Below are 16138 nucleotides of genomic sequence, written 5' to 3' on the forward strand. Positions count from 1 at the left end.
GGAGAGGGTCAGCGACGGCGGCGCGGCCGGCTGGTCCGCGCGGCCTTGGCCCGCTTCGCCGCGAACCGCACACCGCCGGGGCTCTCGCCGACCTCGACCCGGACCACCGTGGTCAGCGGGTCGACGATGCCCTCGCCCACGTGCAGCACCGAGGCCTCGACCACGCCCAGCTTCGCGAGCGCGGCACGAGCGCCGTTGATCTCCTCCTCGGCGGTGTCGCCCTTGAGGGCCAGCATCTCGCCGTAGGGGCGGAGCAGCGGGACACCCCAGCCGGCCAGCCGGTCGAGCGGGGCCACGGCCCGCGCGGTCACGACATGCACGGGCTGGAGCTTGCCCAGCATCTCCTCGGCCCGCCCGCGCTCCACGGTCACATGGTCGAGGCCGAGCAGCTCGACGACTTCCTGGAGGAAGTTGGTGCGGCGGAGCAGCGGCTCCAGGAGCGTGATCTTCAGGTCCGGACGGACCAGGGCCAGCGGGATGCCGGGCAGGCCGGCACCGGAGCCGACGTCGCAGACCGTGACGCCTTCCGGGACGACCTCGGAGAGCACGGCGCAGTTCAGCAGATGGCGCTCCCACAGCCGCGGGACCTCGCGCGGGCCGATGAGACCGCGCTTGACCCCGGCGTCCGCCAGGAGCTCCGCGTACCGGACCGCCTCGGGGAAGTACTCGCCGAAGACCGTCCGCGCCTGCTCAGGCGCCTGGGGAAGCTCCGCTGCCTCCGTCACGGGGAACCGTCCTTCCGTACCGCGCACGTACCGTCCGAGCGCACTGGGTGCTGACTATCAGGCTGACAAAACGCGGCCCCGCCTGCGAACAGACGGGGCCGACACGAAGAGAGGGTTCAGGCAGGGAGCACGACGACGAAGCGCTGCGGCTCCTCGCCCTCGGACTCGCTGCGCAGACCGGCCGCGGCGACCGCGTCGTGCACGACCTTGCGCTCGAACGGCGTCATCGGGTCCAGCTTGACCGGCTCGCCGGTGGCCTTGACCTCGCTCGCGGCCTGGGCGCCCAGCTGGGCCAGCTCGGCCCGCTTCTTGGCGCGGAAGCCCGCGATGTCGAGCATCAGACGGCTGCGGTCACCGGTCTCCCGGTGGACGGCGAGCCGCGTCAGCTCCTGAAGCGCCTCCAGCACTTCCCCGTCACGGCCGACCAGCTTCTGCAGGTCACGGCCGGCGGCGTCGCTGACGATCGAGACCGAGGCGCGGTCCGCCTCGACGTCCATGTCGATGTCGCCGTCGAGATCGGCGATGTCGAGCAGGCCCTCGAGGTAGTCGGCCGCGATCTCACCCTCCTGCTCCAGGCGGGTCAGGGTGTCGCCACCCTCGGCGGCGGAGGTGGTGCCTTCCGTCACGGATGGACTCCTTCTAGCTTCGTGGAGGCTTACTTCTTGGAGGAGGGGTGCTTGGGCCGCTGCTGGCCCTTGCGCTGACCGCCCGAATTGGCGCGGCTCGGACGGGCGGGCTTGTCGCCCGAGGACGCGGATCCGGCCTTGGAGCCCTTCTCCGTCGACTCCGGCTTCTTCTCCAGCGAGGGAGCGGACTTCTCGCTCTTCTCGCTCTTCTCGCTCGTCTCGGCCTTCTCGGCCGGCTGTCCGCCCGCCTGCTGGCCACCGGCCGTCTGGCGCTGGGACTTGGTCTGGCGCTTGGGCTGCTGCCGCTTGGCGGCGGCGCCGCCCTCCGCCTCGACCGAGACGCTGTCGCTCTTGTTCACGCTGCCGTCGGGCTGGGCGGCGAAGCCGGCCTTGGCCAGACCCGCGAAGAAGCGGCGCTCGTTGTCGTTGCGGTCGGCGCCCTTGGCCACGATCGCCTTGACGATGTTCTTCCGGCGGCGGCCGCGTACCTCGGCGTGCTGGGTGACGCTCTTGAGCAGGCGCTGCAGGTAGGCGTCCTGGGCCTTGCTGCCCGGGGTCGGGTTCTGGTTGATCACGTACATCTGCTGGCCCATGGTCCACACGTTGGTGGTCAGCCAGTAGACGAGAACACCGACGGGGAAGTTGATGCCCATGCCGGCGAAGATCAGCGGGAAGATGTACATCAGCATCTTCTGCTGCTGCATGTACGGGGTCTTCACCGACAGGTCGACGTTCTTCATCATCAGCTGGCGCTGGGTGAAGAACTGCGAGGCCGACATCATCACGATCATGATCGCGGTGACGACGCGGACGTCGGTCAGCGAGGCGTTGAGCGCCGCGACCTTCTCCGGGCTGTCCATGAACTTGGCGGCCAGCGGGGCACCGAAGATGTGGGCCTGCCGGGCGCTGGCGAGCAGCGGCTCGTCGATGACGCCGATCGTCTTGCCCGAGGCGATCGCGGACAGCACGTGGTACAGCGCGAAGAAGAACGGCGACTGCGCGAGGATGGGAAGGCACGAGGAGAGCGGGTTGGTGCCCGTCTCCTTGTACAGCTTCATCATCTCTTCGGACTGACGCTGCTTGTCGCTCTTGTAGCGCTCCTGGATCGCCTTCATCTTCGGCTGGAGCGCCTGCATGTTCCGCGTCGACTTGATCTGCTTCACGAAGAGCGGGATCAGGCAGATGCGGATCAGCACCACCAGGGACACGATGGACAGACCCCAGGCCCACCCCGTGTCAGGGCCGAAGATCGCCCCGTACATGGTGTGGAACTGGACGATCACCCATGAGACAGGTGTGGTGATGAAGCTGAACAGACTGGCAATCGTGTCCACTAATCAGGCTCCTTGAGCATTGGGCGAGGTCTCTGCGGCCGGGCTCGTCTCGGCGGAGAGCCCGCCCTCGTCCCCACGCAGGGCATGGCGCAGCAGTTCGTGCCAGCGCGGTCGCTTGCGCGGCGGGACATGGTCCACGCCACCGGGCGACCACGGGTTGCACCGCAGAATGCGCCAGGCGGTCAGGGCAGTGCCCTTGATCGCGCCATGCCGGTCTATGGCCGTGAATCCGTAGTGGGAACACGACGGGTAGTACCGGCAGACAGGGCCCAGAAGTGGGCTGATCGTCCACTGGTACAGCTTGATGAGGGCCAGCAGCGGGTACTTCATCGCGCGCCCCCTCCCAGCAGTCGCTGGAGAGCGGCATCCAGGTCGTGAGCCAGGTGTGCGTAATCGGCGTCACCGGCTCCGGGCAACGCCCGTACGACCACCAGGCTACCGGGGGGCAGCTCGGTGAGCCGCTCGCGCACGAGATGGCGCAGGCGTCGCTTGACCTGGTTACGGACGACCGCGCCGCCTACTGCCTTGCTCACGACGAAACCCGCACGCGTCGAGGGAGCGCTCTCCCCAGGTGCGTGCGGGTCCGAAGCACCGCTGCGTAGATGGACGACGAGGAGCGGGCGTCCTGCCCGGCGCCCTCGTCGTACCGCGATCGCGAAGTCCTCGCGCCGCCTCAGCCGATTCTCGGTAGGCAGCACGTCATGACCTGTACGCGGATCAGGCGGACAGGCTCGCGCGACCCTTGGCGCGGCGGTTCGCCAGGATGGCGCGGCCGGCACGGGTACGCATGCGCAGGCGGAAACCGTGGGTCTTCGCACGACGACGGTTGTTCGGCTGGAAGGTGCGCTTGCTCACTCGGGGGCTCCAGAAAACTCGTTGGTGGCGGGACATCGCCTGGCTGTCACCGTGCGCCCACGAGAAGCTCGCAATACGCGCAAGTGCACCGCTTCGCGATCACCTAAGGTGACCTTTGCCCATCGGAGGCAGGCGGCAGCAGCCATCGACAACTCGACCTCGTTACGGTACGCGCGGCTACGCCATCCGGTCAAACCGGCCGCTCAGCGGGCCCCTTTGTGCACAGGCTGTGGACAACGACTTGAACCACGTCAGCCGCCCCGACTACCGTGGCAGAACTCCATCGTCTTTTCCGTTCTGTCCTTACCTGTCCTGACGGACATCTACCGACCGTCCCCGAGAACCACACCTTCGTGGGACCTGCGAGGAAGCGTGCCCTGTGGCTGACGTACCTGCCGATCTTGCCGCAGTGTGGCCGCGTGTCCTCGAACAGCTCCTCGGGGAGGGTCCCCAGGGCGTCGAGAGCAAGGACAAGCAGTGGATCGAGCGCTGCCAGCCGCTCGCCCTGGTCGCCGACACCGCGCTGCTCGCGGTCCCCAACGAGTACGGCAAGCAGGTCCTGGAGGGCCGGCTCGCGCCGCTGATCAGCGAGGCCCTCAGCCGCGCCTGCGGCCGCCCGATCCGGATCGCGATCACCGTCGACGACTCGGCCGGCGAGCCGACGCCGCCCGCACCGCAGGGGCCGCAGGCCCCACAGCCGTACGGGAAGTACGACACGTACGAGAAGCAGTACGACTCCTACGGGGACTACGGCCGGCCGATGCCCGAGGACGGGCTGCCGACGGCCCGCCCCGCCTACCCCGAGTACCAGCAGCCGCAGCGTCCCGCCCCGGGCGTCTGGCCGCGCGGCCAGGAGGACGTCACCGCCTGGCAGCAGCAGCGGCTCGGCGGTTTCCAGGAGCGCGAGCAGGCCGCCGAGCAGTGGCGTGAGCCGTACGGGGCGCCGCGCTCGCAGCAGGCCCAGCCGCCGCGGTACGACGAGCGTTCCTCGTACGAGCAGCCGCAGCGCCACGAGCGGGCCGAGCTGCCGCAGACGGAGGGACCGGGCGCGGGCCACGGGCCCCGTCCCGGCTCCGGCGGTCCGGGCGGCCCCGGGGGCCGCGGCGCGGGCGGTCACTCCGGTCCTTCGGGACAGGGCGGCGGGGCCGGCGGCCCCGGCGAGCCGCACGCCCGGCTGAACCCCAAGTACCTCTTCGACACCTTCGTCATCGGTTCCTCGAACCGCTTCGCGCACGCGGCGGCCGTCGCCGTGGCCGAGGCGCCGGCGAAGGCGTACAACCCGCTCTTCATCTACGGGGAGTCGGGGCTCGGCAAGACCCACCTGCTCCACGCCATCGGGCACTACGCGCGCAGTCTCTACCCGGGTACCCGGGTGCGGTACGTGAGCTCCGAGGAGTTCACCAACGAGTTCATCAACTCGATCCGCGACGGCAAGGGCGACGCGTTCCGCAAGCGCTACCGCGACGTGGACATCCTGCTCGTCGACGACATCCAGTTCCTCGCGAGCAAGGAGTCGACGCAGGAGGAGTTCTTCCACACCTTCAACACGCTGCACAACGCCAACAAGCAGATCGTGCTGTCCTCGGACCGGCCGCCCAAGCAGCTGGTGACGCTCGAGGACCGGCTCCGTAACCGCTTCGAGTGGGGCCTGACCACGGACGTCCAGCCGCCCGAGCTGGAGACCCGGATCGCGATCCTGCGCAAGAAGGCCGTCCAGGAGCAGCTGAACGCGCCGCCGGAGGTGCTGGAGTTCATCGCGTCCCGGATCTCGCGGAACATCCGCGAGCTGGAGGGCGCGCTGATCCGGGTCACCGCGTTCGCGAGCCTCAACCGGCAGCCGGTGGACCTCGGGCTCACCGAGATCGTCCTCAAGGATCTGATCCCGGGCGGCGAGGACACCGCGCCGGAGATCACCGCGGGCGCGATCATGGCGGCGACGGCCGACTACTTCGGGCTGACCGTGGAGGACCTGTGCGGTTCCTCGCGCAGCCGGGTCCTGGTCACCGCCCGCCAGATCGCCATGTACCTGTGCCGGGAGCTCACGGACCTGTCGCTGCCGAAGATCGGCGCGCAGTTCGGCGGCCGCGACCACACCACCGTCATGCACGCGGACCGGAAGATCCGCGCGCTGATGGCCGAGCGGCGCTCCATCTACAACCAGGTCACCGAACTGACCAACCGCATCAAGAACGGCTGAGCCGGCCGTCGAGACGCCTGCCGAAGGGCGCTCCGGGACACCTCCTGGGGCGCCCTTCGCCATGTCCGGGGCCGGGAAACGGCGCCAAGGGACCCGGAAGGCGGCGCGGGGCGCGAAGGGCAGTGGCGGGCAGTGGAGGGCAGCGGCGGGCAGTGCGGGTCGGCACAGGACGGCTCCGAACTGTGCACAGCTGTGGGAGACGCGACGAGAGCGCGGCGATGCGGGGAGACGACTTCTGCCGACAGGCCGGGGAAGCGTTCAGGAGGGGTCGAGAAGGGGGTTCAGGAGGCTTCGGGAGGGCCGGAAGCGGGGTTCGGCGGCGGAAGGGGTCGGGTCCGGCGGCCGAGCTCTGTTCGATTAAGCCGCTCCGCTACCCAGTTCTCCACAGATTGAGGGATGATCTTCCGTCCACAGGGTGGGGACTACCGAGTTATCCGGATCGCGTCCACAGGGCCCCCCGCTGACAGGGCATCACCGCAGCTCAGGGGGGTGTGGAATTGTTGGCAACTTTCTTCCACAGCCTGTGGATGAAAGTTTCGTCCACAGGCCCTCCCGGATCTTGTCCACCGCCGACCCACAGGCCAGGCCCTCTTACCCACACCTTCTCCACACCCCTGTCCACTGTTCGGCAACGAAACGCCCGGGCTCACCGGGCCGAGTGAAAGCGGTCACACCGACAGCCATGTTTGGGCTGTGGGGAACGTGGGAAAAGCTGGGGACGGAGCTGTGGGGAACGGAGCCCGGGCTGTGCATGGGGTGTGCAGAACTTTCGGGTGTCCACAGACGACCCCACTTGTCCACCGGTGTCACCCACAGGGGCAGTGGACAAAATTTGCGGCCTGACCTGCATGGATGGCGTTATCCACGGTTTCCACAGGCCCTACTACTACTCCCACTCATAGTTAGCCCGGAATCTGGTTTGAAGCGGGGCCTGTGCACAACTCGAGGCCGGGGCCCCGACCTCCTCTTGTCGCGACTTGACCCCGAGCCGCACCGAGTGTCGGCGGCGTACGTCAGACTGGATGCCGCAGTCGACGAAGAGCCAGCAACAAGCAGGAGGCGGTTCCGGTGAAGATCCGGGTGGAGCGCGATGTACTCGCGGAGGCGGTGGCGTGGGTGGCCCGCAGCCTTCCGGCCCGTCCGCCGGCGCCCGTACTCGCGGGCCTTCTGCTGAAGGCCGAGAACGGCGCGCTGAGCTTCTCGAGCTTCGACTACGAGGTCTCGGCGCGAGTCTCCGTCGACGCCGAGGTCGAGGAGGACGGCACCGTCCTGGTCTCCGGCCGCCTGCTCGCCGACATCTGCCGCGCCCTGCCCAACCGCCCGGTGGAGATCTCCACCGACGGTGTGCGCGCGACCGTCGTCTGCGGCTCCTCCCGCTTCACCCTCCACACCCTTCCGGTGGAGGAGTACCCGGCGCTGCCGGAGATGCCCACCGCGACCGGCACGGTCCCCGGTGAGGTCTTCGCCTCGGCCGCCGCCCAGGTCGCCATCGCCGCCGGCCGTGACGACACGCTGCCGGTGCTCACCGGTGTGCGCATCGAGATCGAGGGCGACACGGTCACCCTGGCCTCCACCGACCGCTACCGCTTCGCCGTCCGCGAGTTCCTGTGGAAGCCGGAGTCCCCGGACGCCTCCGCCGTCGCGCTGGTGCCGGCGAAGACCCTGCTGGACACCGCCAAGGCGCTCACCAGCGGTGACACGGTCACCCTGGCGCTCTCCGGCTCCGGCAAGGGCGAGGGCCTGATCGGTTTCGAGGGCGCGGGCCGCCGCACCACCACCCGTCTGCTCGAAGGCGACCTGCCGAAGTACCGGACGCTCTTCCCCACCGAGTTCAACTCGGTCGCGGTGATCGAGACCGCCCCGTTCGTCGAGGCCGTCAAGCGTGTGGCCCTGGTGGCCGAGCGCAACACCCCGGTCCGGCTCAGCTTCGAGCAGGGCGTGCTGATCCTGGAGGCCGGCTCCAGCGACGACGCACAGGCTGTGGAGCGGGTCGACGCGCAGCTGGACGGCGACGACATCTCGATCGCCTTCAACCCGACCTTCCTGCTGGACGGTCTGAGCGCGATCGACTCCCCGGTCGCCCAGCTCTCCTTCACGACCTCCACCAAGCCGGCCCTGCTCAGCGGCCGTCCGGCGGTCGACGCGGAGGCGGACGAGACGTACAAGTACCTGATCATGCCGGTGCGCCTGAGCGGCTGACCCGGCCGCGCGGGGGTCGCCCCGCGGTACCCCCGGGCGGAGGCCCGGGGGAAGGTGTGCGCCCGCGTCCCGGCGTAGGCTCGGACGCGGGTAGGAACCGCACACACGACGCTTAAGGAATCTCTGATGGAGCTCGGTCTCGTCGGTCTCGGCAAGATGGGCGGCAACATGCGCGAGCGGATTCGCCGCGCCGGCCACACCGTCGTCGGATACGACCGCAACCCGGACCTCGCCGATGTCCACAGCCTCGAAGAGCTTGTGGGCAAGCTCAAGGGTCCGCGCGTCGTGTGGGTCATGGTCCCCGCCGGTGCGGCGACCCAGTCGACCGTCGACGAGCTGGCCCAGCTGCTGTCCCCCGGTGACGTCGTCGTGGACGGCGGCAACTCCCGCTGGACCGACGACGAGAAGCACGCCGAGGAGCTGGCGGCCAAGGGCATCGGTTTCGTCGACTGCGGCGTCTCCGGCGGTGTCTGGGGCCTGGAGAACGGCTACGCGCTGATGTACGGCGGCGACGCCGAGCACGTGGCCCGTGTCCAGCCGGTCTTCGACGCGCTCAAGCCGGAGGGCGAGTTCGGCTCGGTCCACGCGGGCAAGGTCGGCGCCGGCCACTTCGCGAAGATGGTCCACAACGGCATCGAGTACGCCATGATGCAGGCGTACGCCGAGGGCTGGGAGCTCCTGGAGAAGGTCGACTCGGTCGAGAACGTCCGCGAGATCTTCCGCTCCTGGCAGGAAGGCACCGTCATCCGGTCCTGGCTGCTCGACCTCGCGGTCAACGCCCTCGACGAGGACGAGCACCTGGCTCAGCTGCGCGGTTACGCGTCGGACTCCGGCGAGGGCCGGTGGACCGTCGAGGCCGCCATCGACAACGCCGTCCCGCTGCCGGCGATCACCGCGTCGCTGTTCGCGCGGTTCGCCTCGCGGCAGGACGACTCGCCGCAGATGAAGATGATCGCCGCCCTGCGCAACCAGTTCGGCGGCCACGCGGTCGAGAAGAAGTAGCAATCCACAGGCTGTGCACCGCGCGGTGCACAGCCGGCCGGGGAAGGTCGGCGCCCACCATGCATGTCACGCATCTGTCGCTGGCCGACTTCCGCTCCTACGCCCGGGTCGAGGTCCCGCTCGATCCGGGCGTCACCGCTTTCGTGGGCGCGAACGGCCAGGGCAAGACGAATCTCGTCGAGGCCGTCGGCTATCTCGCCACCCTCGGCAGCCACCGTGTCGCCTCCGACGCCCCGCTGGTGCGGATGGGCGCGGAGCGGGCGGTCATACGGGCCGCCGTCACTCAGGGCGAGCGCTCCCAGCTGGTCGAGCTGGAGCTCAACCCGGGCCGGGCGAACCGGGCCCGGATCAACCGGTCCTCGCAGGTCAAGCCGCGTGACGTGCTGGGGATCGTCCGGACGGTGCTGTTCGCGCCGGAGGACCTGTCGCTCATCAAGGGCGACCCCGGCGAGCGCCGGCGCTTCCTCGACGAGCTGATCACGGCGCGCGCGCCGCGCATGGCGGGCGTGCGCTCCGACTACGAGCGGGTGCTCAAGCAGCGCAACACCCTGCTGAAGTCCACGGCCATGGCACGGCGGCACGGCGGCCGTTCCCTGGACCTGTCCACCCTCGACGTGTGGGACCAGCATCTGGCGCGGGCCGGTGCCGAGCTGCTGGCCCGGCGGCTCGATCTGATCGGTGTGCTGCGGCCGCTCGCCGACAAGGCGTACGAGCAGCTGGCGCCGGGCGGCGGTCCGGTCCAGCTGGAGTACCGCTGCTCGGCGCCCGGCTCCGGGCACACCCGCGAGGAGCTGTACGGGCAGCTGCTCGCCGCGCTCGCCGATGTCCGCAAGCAGGAGGTCGAGCGGGGCGTCACGCTGGTCGGGCCGCACCGCGACGACCTGCTGCTCAAGCTCGGCGACCTGCCGGCCAAGGGGTACGCGAGCCACGGCGAGTCCTGGTCGTACGCCCTGGCGCTCCGGCTCGCCTCGTACGAGCTGCTGCGGTCCGAGGGCAACGAACCCGTGCTGGTCCTCGACGACGTCTTCGCCGAGCTGGACGCGCGCCGCCGGGAGCGGCTCGCGGAGCTGGTGGCGCCCGGCGAGCAGGTGCTGGTCACGGCGGCGGTCGACGACGACGTGCCGGAGGTGCTGGCGGGGACGCGGTACGCGGTGTCCGGAGGGACGGTCGAGCGCCTCGCGCGCGTGGAGCCGCTGACGTCACGGGAGCCCGCGCGGTCGGCGGAGCTCGTGGACCCCGTACGACCCGTAGATCACGGACGACCCGTAGATCACGTGACTCCCGCAGATCCCGTGCGCCCCGCGCAGCCCGTGGATGTCGTGGAGCCGGCGGAGAGGCCGGAGCGGTCGTGAAGGGCGAAACTTCCCCACAGCCTGTGGACAAGTCGGCGGCCGCCGGGACCCCCGAGCCGTCCGGAGTGGATCTCGCGCGGGTCGCGCTGCGCGCCGCCAAGGAGCAGGCCCGGGCCCGGGGTGCCGCCGCGGCGCAGAAGAAGCAGGCCCGGCGCGGCGGCGGACTGCGGTCCGGCGCCCGCGCGGACGGGCGGGACCCGATGGCGCTCGGTGCCGCGATCAACCGGCTGATCACCGAGCGCGGCTGGGAGACGCCGGCGGCGGTCGGCGGGGTCATGGGGCGCTGGCCGCAGATCGTGGGCGAGGACCTGGCGAAGCACTGCGTCCCGCTGAAGTACGACGAGGAAGCGGATCAGCGGGTGCTCACCGTGCAGTGCGACTCCACGGCGTGGGCGACGCAGCTGCGCCTGCTGGCGCCGCGGCTGGTGGCCCGGCTCAACGAGGACCTGGGCCACGGCACCGTACGGATGATCAAGGTCCTGGGGCCGGGCGGACCGCGCCGCGGATACGGGCCGTTGCGGGCGCCGGGGAGTGTCGGCCCGGGGGACACCTACGGGTAGGTCCGGCGGTACGAGGCCCGTTCGAGCCCGGCCTCGTACCCTCATGCCCCGCCCCCGTACGCACCTTTCACATCACCTTCACGAATCGTTCCCGCGCGCCGCCGCGGCCCTTCCTCGGCCCGCGGTCGCCGTCCCGGCCTGCCGGATCGCTCCCTTATCTCGGCCATACCCCCGCCCACCTGCGTCGACCCGCGCTCGTCGGTGTGCCGCCCGGCTCGTCGCCCGCCTCCCGTTGCGGCGGAAAAGCCCCCAAATCCCCGCCCCTGCCGCCGGTCGCCACTACGCGCTACGACCGGAAGCGCTAGGTGGCCGTCTAAGGCCCCTGAGGCCCCTCCCCTGATATGGGGAGTCGTCTTAAGCCCGCTCAGGGCGGCACATGAGCATTCAGGGACCGGCAAACCCCCATGAGTGTCGGTGGTACCGGTAGACTGGGAGACAATCCCGCCACCCTGCGGAACATGTCGAACGACGCAGCCGCTCCCGTATGCCCGGAGAACGGCCTGTGCTGTGCCAGAAAGGGCGCTTCGTGGCCGATTCCGGCAATCCCAACGAGAACAACCAGTACACCGCCAGCAACATCCAGGTCCTCGAAGGCCTGGATGCGGTGCGCAAGCGCCCTGGCATGTACATCGGCTCGACCGGTGAGCGCGGTCTGCACCACATGGTGCAGGAGGTCGTCGACAACTCGGTCGACGAAGCCATGGCCGGTTACGCCGACACCATCCACGTGACGGTCCTCCCCGACGGCGGTGTGCGGGTCGTCGACAACGGCCGCGGCATCCCGGTGGGCATCGTCCCGTCCGAGGGCAAGCCGGCCGTCGAGGTCGTCCTGACCGTGCTGCACGCGGGCGGCAAGTTCGGCGGCGGCGGCTACGCGGTCTCCGGCGGTCTGCACGGCGTCGGCGTCTCCGTCGTGAACGCGCTGTCCACGAAGGTCGCCGTCGAGGTGAAGACCGACGGCTACCGCTGGACCCAGGAGTACAAGGCCGGTGCGCCGACCGCTCCGCTGGCGCGGCACGAGGCGACCGAGGAGACCGGCACGTCGGTCACCTTCTGGTCCGACCCGGACATCTTCGAGACCGTCGAGTACTCCTTCGAGACGCTCGCCCGCCGCTTCCAGGAGATGGCCTTCCTCAACAAGGGCCTCACCCTGACGCTGACCGACGAGCGCGAGTCCGCGAAGGCGACCGTCGGCGCCGACGACCCGGACGCCGAGGCGGCCGCCGAGCCGACCGCGCGCACGGTGAAGTACCACTACGAGGGCGGCATCGTCGACTTCGTGAAGTACCTCAACTCGCGCAAGGGCGAGCTGATCCACCCGACCGTCATCGACATCGAGGCCGAGGACAAGGAGCGCATGCTCTCGGTCGAGATCGCGATGCAGTGGAACTCCTCGTACAGCGAGGGCGTGTACTCGTTCGCGAACACGATCCACACCCACGAGGGCGGTACGCACGAGGAAGGCTTCCGCGCCGCGCTGACGACGCTCGTCAACAAGTACGCGCGCGAGAAGAAGCTGCTCCGCGAGAAGGACGACAACCTCACGGGTGACGACATCCGCGAGGGTCTGACCGCGATCATCTCGATCAAGCTCGGCGAGCCGCAGTTCGAGGGCCAGACCAAGACCAAGCTCGGCAACACCGAGGCGAAGACCTTCGTCCAGAAGGTCGTCTTCGAGCACCTCACGGACTGGTTCGACCGCAACCCCAACGAGGCCGCGGACATCATCCGCAAGGGCATCACCGCCGCCACCGCGCGCGTGGCCGCCCGCAAGGCCCGCGACCTCACCCGCCGCAAGGGTCTCCTGGAGTCGGCGTCGCTGCCGGGCAAGCTGTCCGACTGCCAGTCGAACGACCCGACCAAGTGCGAGATCTTCATCGTCGAGGGTGACTCCGCCGGTGGTTCGGCGAAGTCCGGCCGCAACCCGATGTACCAGGCCATCCTGCCGATCCGTGGCAAGATCCTGAACGTCGAGAAGGCCCGGATCGACAAGATCCTGCAGAACACCGAGGTCCAGGCGCTGATCTCCGCCTTCGGCACCGGTGTCCACGAGGACTTCGACATCGAGAAGCTCCGCTATCACAAGATCATCCTGATGGCGGACGCCGACGTCGACGGCCAGCACATCAACACCCTGCTGCTGACCTTCCTCTTCCGCTTCATGCGCCCGCTGGTCGAGGCCGGTCACGTCTACCTGTCCCGCCCGCCGCTCTACAAGATCAAGTGGGGCCGGGACGACTTCGAGTACGCGTACTCGGACCGCGAGCGCGACGCGCTCGTCGAGCTGGGCAAGCAGAACGGGAAGCGGATCCGCGAGGACTCGATCCAGCGCTTCAAGGGTCTCGGCGAGATGAACGCCGAGGAGCTGCGCGTCACCACCATGGACGTCGATCACCGCGTGCTCGGCCAGGTCACCCTGGACGACGCGGCGCAGGCCGACGACCTGTTCTCGGTGCTGATGGGCGAGGACGTCGAGGCGCGGCGCTCGTTCATCCAGCGCAACGCCAAGGACGTTCGCTTCCTCGACATCTGAGTCGGTCTCAGCTGACCGTACGAAAGGACTGACGACCAGCAATGGCCGACGAAAACACTCCTGTGAACACCGAGACCCCCGAGGAAGAAGAGCCGCAGCTGCGGATCGAGCCGGTCGGGCTCGAGACCGAGATGCAGCGCTCGTACCTCGACTACGCGATGTCCGTCATCGTGTCCCGCGCGCTGCCCGACGTCCGTGACGGCCTCAAGCCGGTGCACCGCCGTGTCCTGTACGCGATGTACGACGGCGGCTACCGGCCCGAGAAGGGCTTCTACAAGTGCGCCCGCGTCGTCGGCGACGTCATGGGCAACTACCACCCGCACGGCGACTCCTCGATCTACGACGCCCTGGTCCGCCTCGCCCAGCCCTGGTCGATGCGACTGCCGCTCGTCGACTCCAACGGCAACTTCGGCTCCCCGGGCAACGACCCGGCCGCCGCCATGCGCTACACCGAGTGCAAGCTGGCGCCGCTGTCGATGGAGATGGTCCGCGACATCGACGAGGACACCGTCGACTTCACGGACAACTACGACGGCCGTTCGCAGGAGCCGACCGTCCTGCCGGCCCGCTTCCCGAACCTGCTGATCAACGGCTCCGCCGGTATCGCGGTCGGCATGGCGACCAACATCCCGCCGCACAACCTGCGCGAGGTCGCCGCCGGCGCCCAGTGGTACCTGGAGAACCCCGAGGCCGGTCACGAGGAGCTGCTCGACGCGCTCATCGAGCGCATCAAGGGCCCGGACTTCCCGACCGGCGCGCTCGTCGTCGGCCGCAAGGGCATCGAGGAGGCGTACCGCACCGGTCGCGGCTCCATCACGATGCGCGCGGTCGTCGAGGTCGAGGAGATCCAGAACCGCCAGTGCCTGGTGGTCACCGAGCTGCCCTACCAGGTCAACCCGGACAACCTCGCGCAGAAGATCGCCGACCTGGTGAAGGACGGCAAGATCGGCGGCATCGCCGACGTCCGCGACGAGACCTCGTCCCGGACCGGCCAGCGCCTGGTCATCGTGCTCAAGCGGGACGCCGTCGCCAAGGTCGTCCTCAACAACCTGTACAAGCACACCGACCTGCAGACGAACTTCGGCGCCAACATGCTGGCGCTCGTCGACGGCGTGCCGCGCACCCTCTCCCTCGACGCGTTCATCCGCCACTGGGTGACGCACCAGATCGAGGTCATCGTGCGCCGGACCCGCTTCCGGCTGCGCAAGGCCGAGGAGCGCGCCCACATCCTGCGCGGTCTGCTCAAGGCCCTCGACGCGATCGACGAGGTCATCGCGCTCATCCGGCGCAGCGACACGGTCGAGGTGGCCCGCGGCGGCCTGATGGACCTCCTCCAGATCGACGAGATCCAGGCCAACGCCATCCTCGAGATGCAGCTGCGCCGGCTCGCCGCCCTGGAGCGCCAGAAGATCGTCGCCGAGCACGACGAGCTGCAGGCGAAGATCAACGAGTACAACGCGATCCTCGCGTCGCCCGAGAAGCAGCGGGCGATCGTCAGCGAGGAGCTGGCGGCGCTGGTCGAGAAGTTCGGCGACGACCGCCGCAGCCAGCTGGTGCCCTTCGACGGCGACATGTCCATCGAGGACCTGATCGCCGAGGAGGACATCGTCGTCACCATCACGCGTGGCGGCTATGTGAAGCGGACGAAGACCGAGGACTACCGCTCGCAGAAGCGCGGCGGCAAGGGCGTGCGCGGCACGAAGCTGAAGCAGGACGACATCGTCGACCACTTCTTCGTCACCACCACCCACAACTGGCTGCTGTTCTTCACCAACAAGGGCCGGGTCTACCGGGCCAAGGCGTACGAGCTGCCGGACGCCGGCCGGGACGCCCGCGGCCAGCACGTGGCCAACCTGCTGGCCTTCCAGCCGGACGAGCAGATCGCCCAGATCCTCGCGATCCGCGACTACGAGGCCGCGCCGTACCTGGTCCTCGCGACCAAGGCCGGTCTGGTGAAGAAGACCGCGCTGAAGGACTACGACTCGCCGCGGTCCGGCGGTGTCATCGCGATCAACCTGCGGGAGCGCGACAACGGCGCCGAAGGCACTGCCGACGAGCTGATCGGCGCCGAGCTGGTGTCGGCGACCGACGATCTGCTGCTCATCAGTAAGAAGGCGCAGTCGATCCGCTTCACCGCCACGGACGACTCGCTGCGTCCGATGGGACGAGCGACGTCCGGCGTCAAGGGGATGAGTTTCCGCGAGGACGACGAGCTTCTCTCGATGAATGTCGTCCGGCCGGGTACTTTCGTCTTCACCGCGACCGACGGTGGCTACGCCAAGCGCACCGGGGTCGACGAGTACCGCGTCCAGGGGCGTGGCGGCCTCGGCATCAAGGCCGCCAAGATCGTGGAGGACCGCGGTTCTCTGGTGGGCGCGCTGGTGGTCGAGGAGACGGACGAGATCCTCGCCATCACGCTGTCCGGCGGTGTGATTCGTACGCGAGTCAACGAAGTCAGGGAGACCGGCCGTGACACCATGGGCGTCCAGCTGATCAACCTGGGCAAGCGTGATGCCGTCGTCGGCATCGCCCGCAACGCCGAGGCGGGTGGCGAGGACGACGACGACGCCATCGACGGCGAGGTCGTCGAGGGCAGTGTCGAGGAAGCATCCGAGTCGGCCGGTGGGGCCGAGGCGGCCGAGGGCACCCAGGCCCCGGCCGGGGAGCACGAGGAGTAGAGCGTGAGTGGAGCCACGGGCACCGGTCCGGTCGACGGACGGTCCGCAGGATCAAACGGTGCCCGTGGCTCCGCCAC

The 16138-nt window shown here is 69.3% G+C and carries 12 protein-coding genes and 1 pseudogene; 7 read left to right on the plus strand and 6 right to left on the minus strand.

The genetic code is table 11. The features are described from left to right. Nucleotides 1–8: 8 nt before the first annotated feature. The 6 genes from rsmG to rpmH all read right to left on the minus strand — a co-directional run bounded on the left by rsmG (nucleotide 9) and on the right by rpmH (nucleotide 3540). A complete protein-coding gene (rsmG, locus tag ABZ693_RS14745) occupies nucleotides 9–725 on the minus strand; it encodes a 16S rRNA (guanine(527)-N(7))-methyltransferase RsmG (protein ID WP_359876422.1) in 717 nt (238 codons plus the stop codon). A 116-nt stretch (nucleotides 726–841) separates the two neighbouring features. Then, nucleotides 842–1351 (minus strand): Jag family protein, encoded by a 510-nt coding sequence (locus ABZ693_RS14750; RefSeq protein WP_359876423.1) that lies wholly within the window; start codon nucleotides 1349–1351, stop codon nucleotides 842–844. 29 nt (nucleotides 1352–1380) lie between these two features. Further along, nucleotides 1381–2685 carry a membrane protein insertase YidC gene (gene yidC / locus ABZ693_RS14755; protein ID WP_359876424.1) on the minus strand — a complete coding sequence of 435 codons (1305 nt, stop codon included), beginning with the start codon at nucleotides 2683–2685 and terminating at the stop codon, nucleotides 1381–1383. A 3-nt stretch (nucleotides 2686–2688) separates the two neighbouring features. Further along, nucleotides 2689–3015 carry a membrane protein insertion efficiency factor YidD gene (yidD, locus tag ABZ693_RS14760; protein ID WP_359876426.1) on the minus strand — a complete coding sequence of 109 codons (327 nt, stop codon included), beginning with the start codon at nucleotides 3013–3015 and terminating at the stop codon, nucleotides 2689–2691. Beyond that, complete coding sequence (gene rnpA / locus ABZ693_RS14765) at nucleotides 3012–3383, minus strand: ribonuclease P protein component (RefSeq protein WP_359876427.1); 372 nt, start codon at nucleotides 3381–3383, stop codon at nucleotides 3012–3014. The genes yidD and rnpA overlap by 4 nt, the downstream gene beginning before the upstream one ends. Nucleotides 3384–3402: 19 nt before the next feature. Further along, nucleotides 3403–3540: a 50S ribosomal protein L34 gene (gene rpmH, locus ABZ693_RS14770; RefSeq protein ID WP_015659252.1), complete on the minus strand. Its 138-nt coding sequence runs from the start codon at nucleotides 3538–3540 to the stop codon at nucleotides 3403–3405. Nucleotides 3541–3919: 379 nt separating this feature from the next. Between rpmH and dnaA the strand changes: the two genes are divergently transcribed. From dnaA to gyrA, 7 genes and pseudogenes are all read left to right on the plus strand, one after another. After that, entirely contained in the window at nucleotides 3920–5737 is a 1818-nt protein-coding gene (gene dnaA, locus ABZ693_RS14775; protein ID WP_359876429.1) for a chromosomal replication initiator protein DnaA, read from the plus strand. Between the two features lie 1068 nt (nucleotides 5738–6805). Beyond that, nucleotides 6806–7936, plus strand: a complete 1131-nt coding sequence (gene dnaN, locus ABZ693_RS14780) for a DNA polymerase III subunit beta (protein ID WP_359876431.1) — start codon at nucleotides 6806–6808, stop codon at nucleotides 7934–7936. Nucleotides 7937–8062: 126 nt separating this feature from the next. Beyond that, nucleotides 8063–8938, plus strand: coding sequence for a phosphogluconate dehydrogenase (NAD(+)-dependent, decarboxylating) (gnd, locus tag ABZ693_RS14785; protein WP_359876433.1), 876 nt, complete (start codon nucleotides 8063–8065; stop codon nucleotides 8936–8938). Nucleotides 8939–8997: 59 nt separating this feature from the next. After that, nucleotides 8998–10116 (plus strand): annotated as a pseudogene (gene recF / locus ABZ693_RS14790) (DNA replication/repair protein RecF); the annotation flags it as partial. Nucleotides 10117–10313: 197 nt separating this feature from the next. Continuing rightward, nucleotides 10314–10850 (plus strand): DciA family protein, encoded by a 537-nt coding sequence (locus ABZ693_RS14795; protein ID WP_359876435.1) that lies wholly within the window; start codon nucleotides 10314–10316, stop codon nucleotides 10848–10850. A gap of 502 nt (nucleotides 10851–11352) precedes the next feature. Further along, nucleotides 11353–13383, plus strand: a complete 2031-nt coding sequence (gyrB, locus tag ABZ693_RS14800) for a DNA topoisomerase (ATP-hydrolyzing) subunit B (protein ID WP_359876437.1) — start codon at nucleotides 11353–11355, stop codon at nucleotides 13381–13383. Nucleotides 13384–13424: 41 nt separating this feature from the next. Next, nucleotides 13425–16061: a DNA gyrase subunit A gene (gyrA, locus tag ABZ693_RS14805; RefSeq protein ID WP_359876438.1), complete on the plus strand. Its 2637-nt coding sequence runs from the start codon at nucleotides 13425–13427 to the stop codon at nucleotides 16059–16061. The last annotated feature ends 77 nt before the right edge of the window (nucleotides 16062–16138 follow it).

It is taken from the genome of Streptomyces laurentii, from assembly GCF_040635425.1.
Lineage (GTDB): Bacteria > Actinomycetota > Actinomycetes > Streptomycetales > Streptomycetaceae > Streptomyces > Streptomyces laurentii.

Excerpts from the sequence above, each read along its gene's own strand:
- yidD (WP_359876426.1), bottom strand. The coding sequence starts at position 3,015 with ATGAAGTACCCGCTGCTGGCCCTCATCAAGCTGTACCAGTGGACGATC.
- gyrA (WP_359876438.1), top strand. The coding sequence starts at position 13,425 with ATGGCCGACGAAAACACTCCTGTGAACACCGAGACCCCCGAGGAAGAA.
- gnd (WP_359876433.1), top strand. The coding sequence starts at position 8,063 with ATGGAGCTCGGTCTCGTCGGTCTCGGCAAGATGGGCGGCAACATGCGC.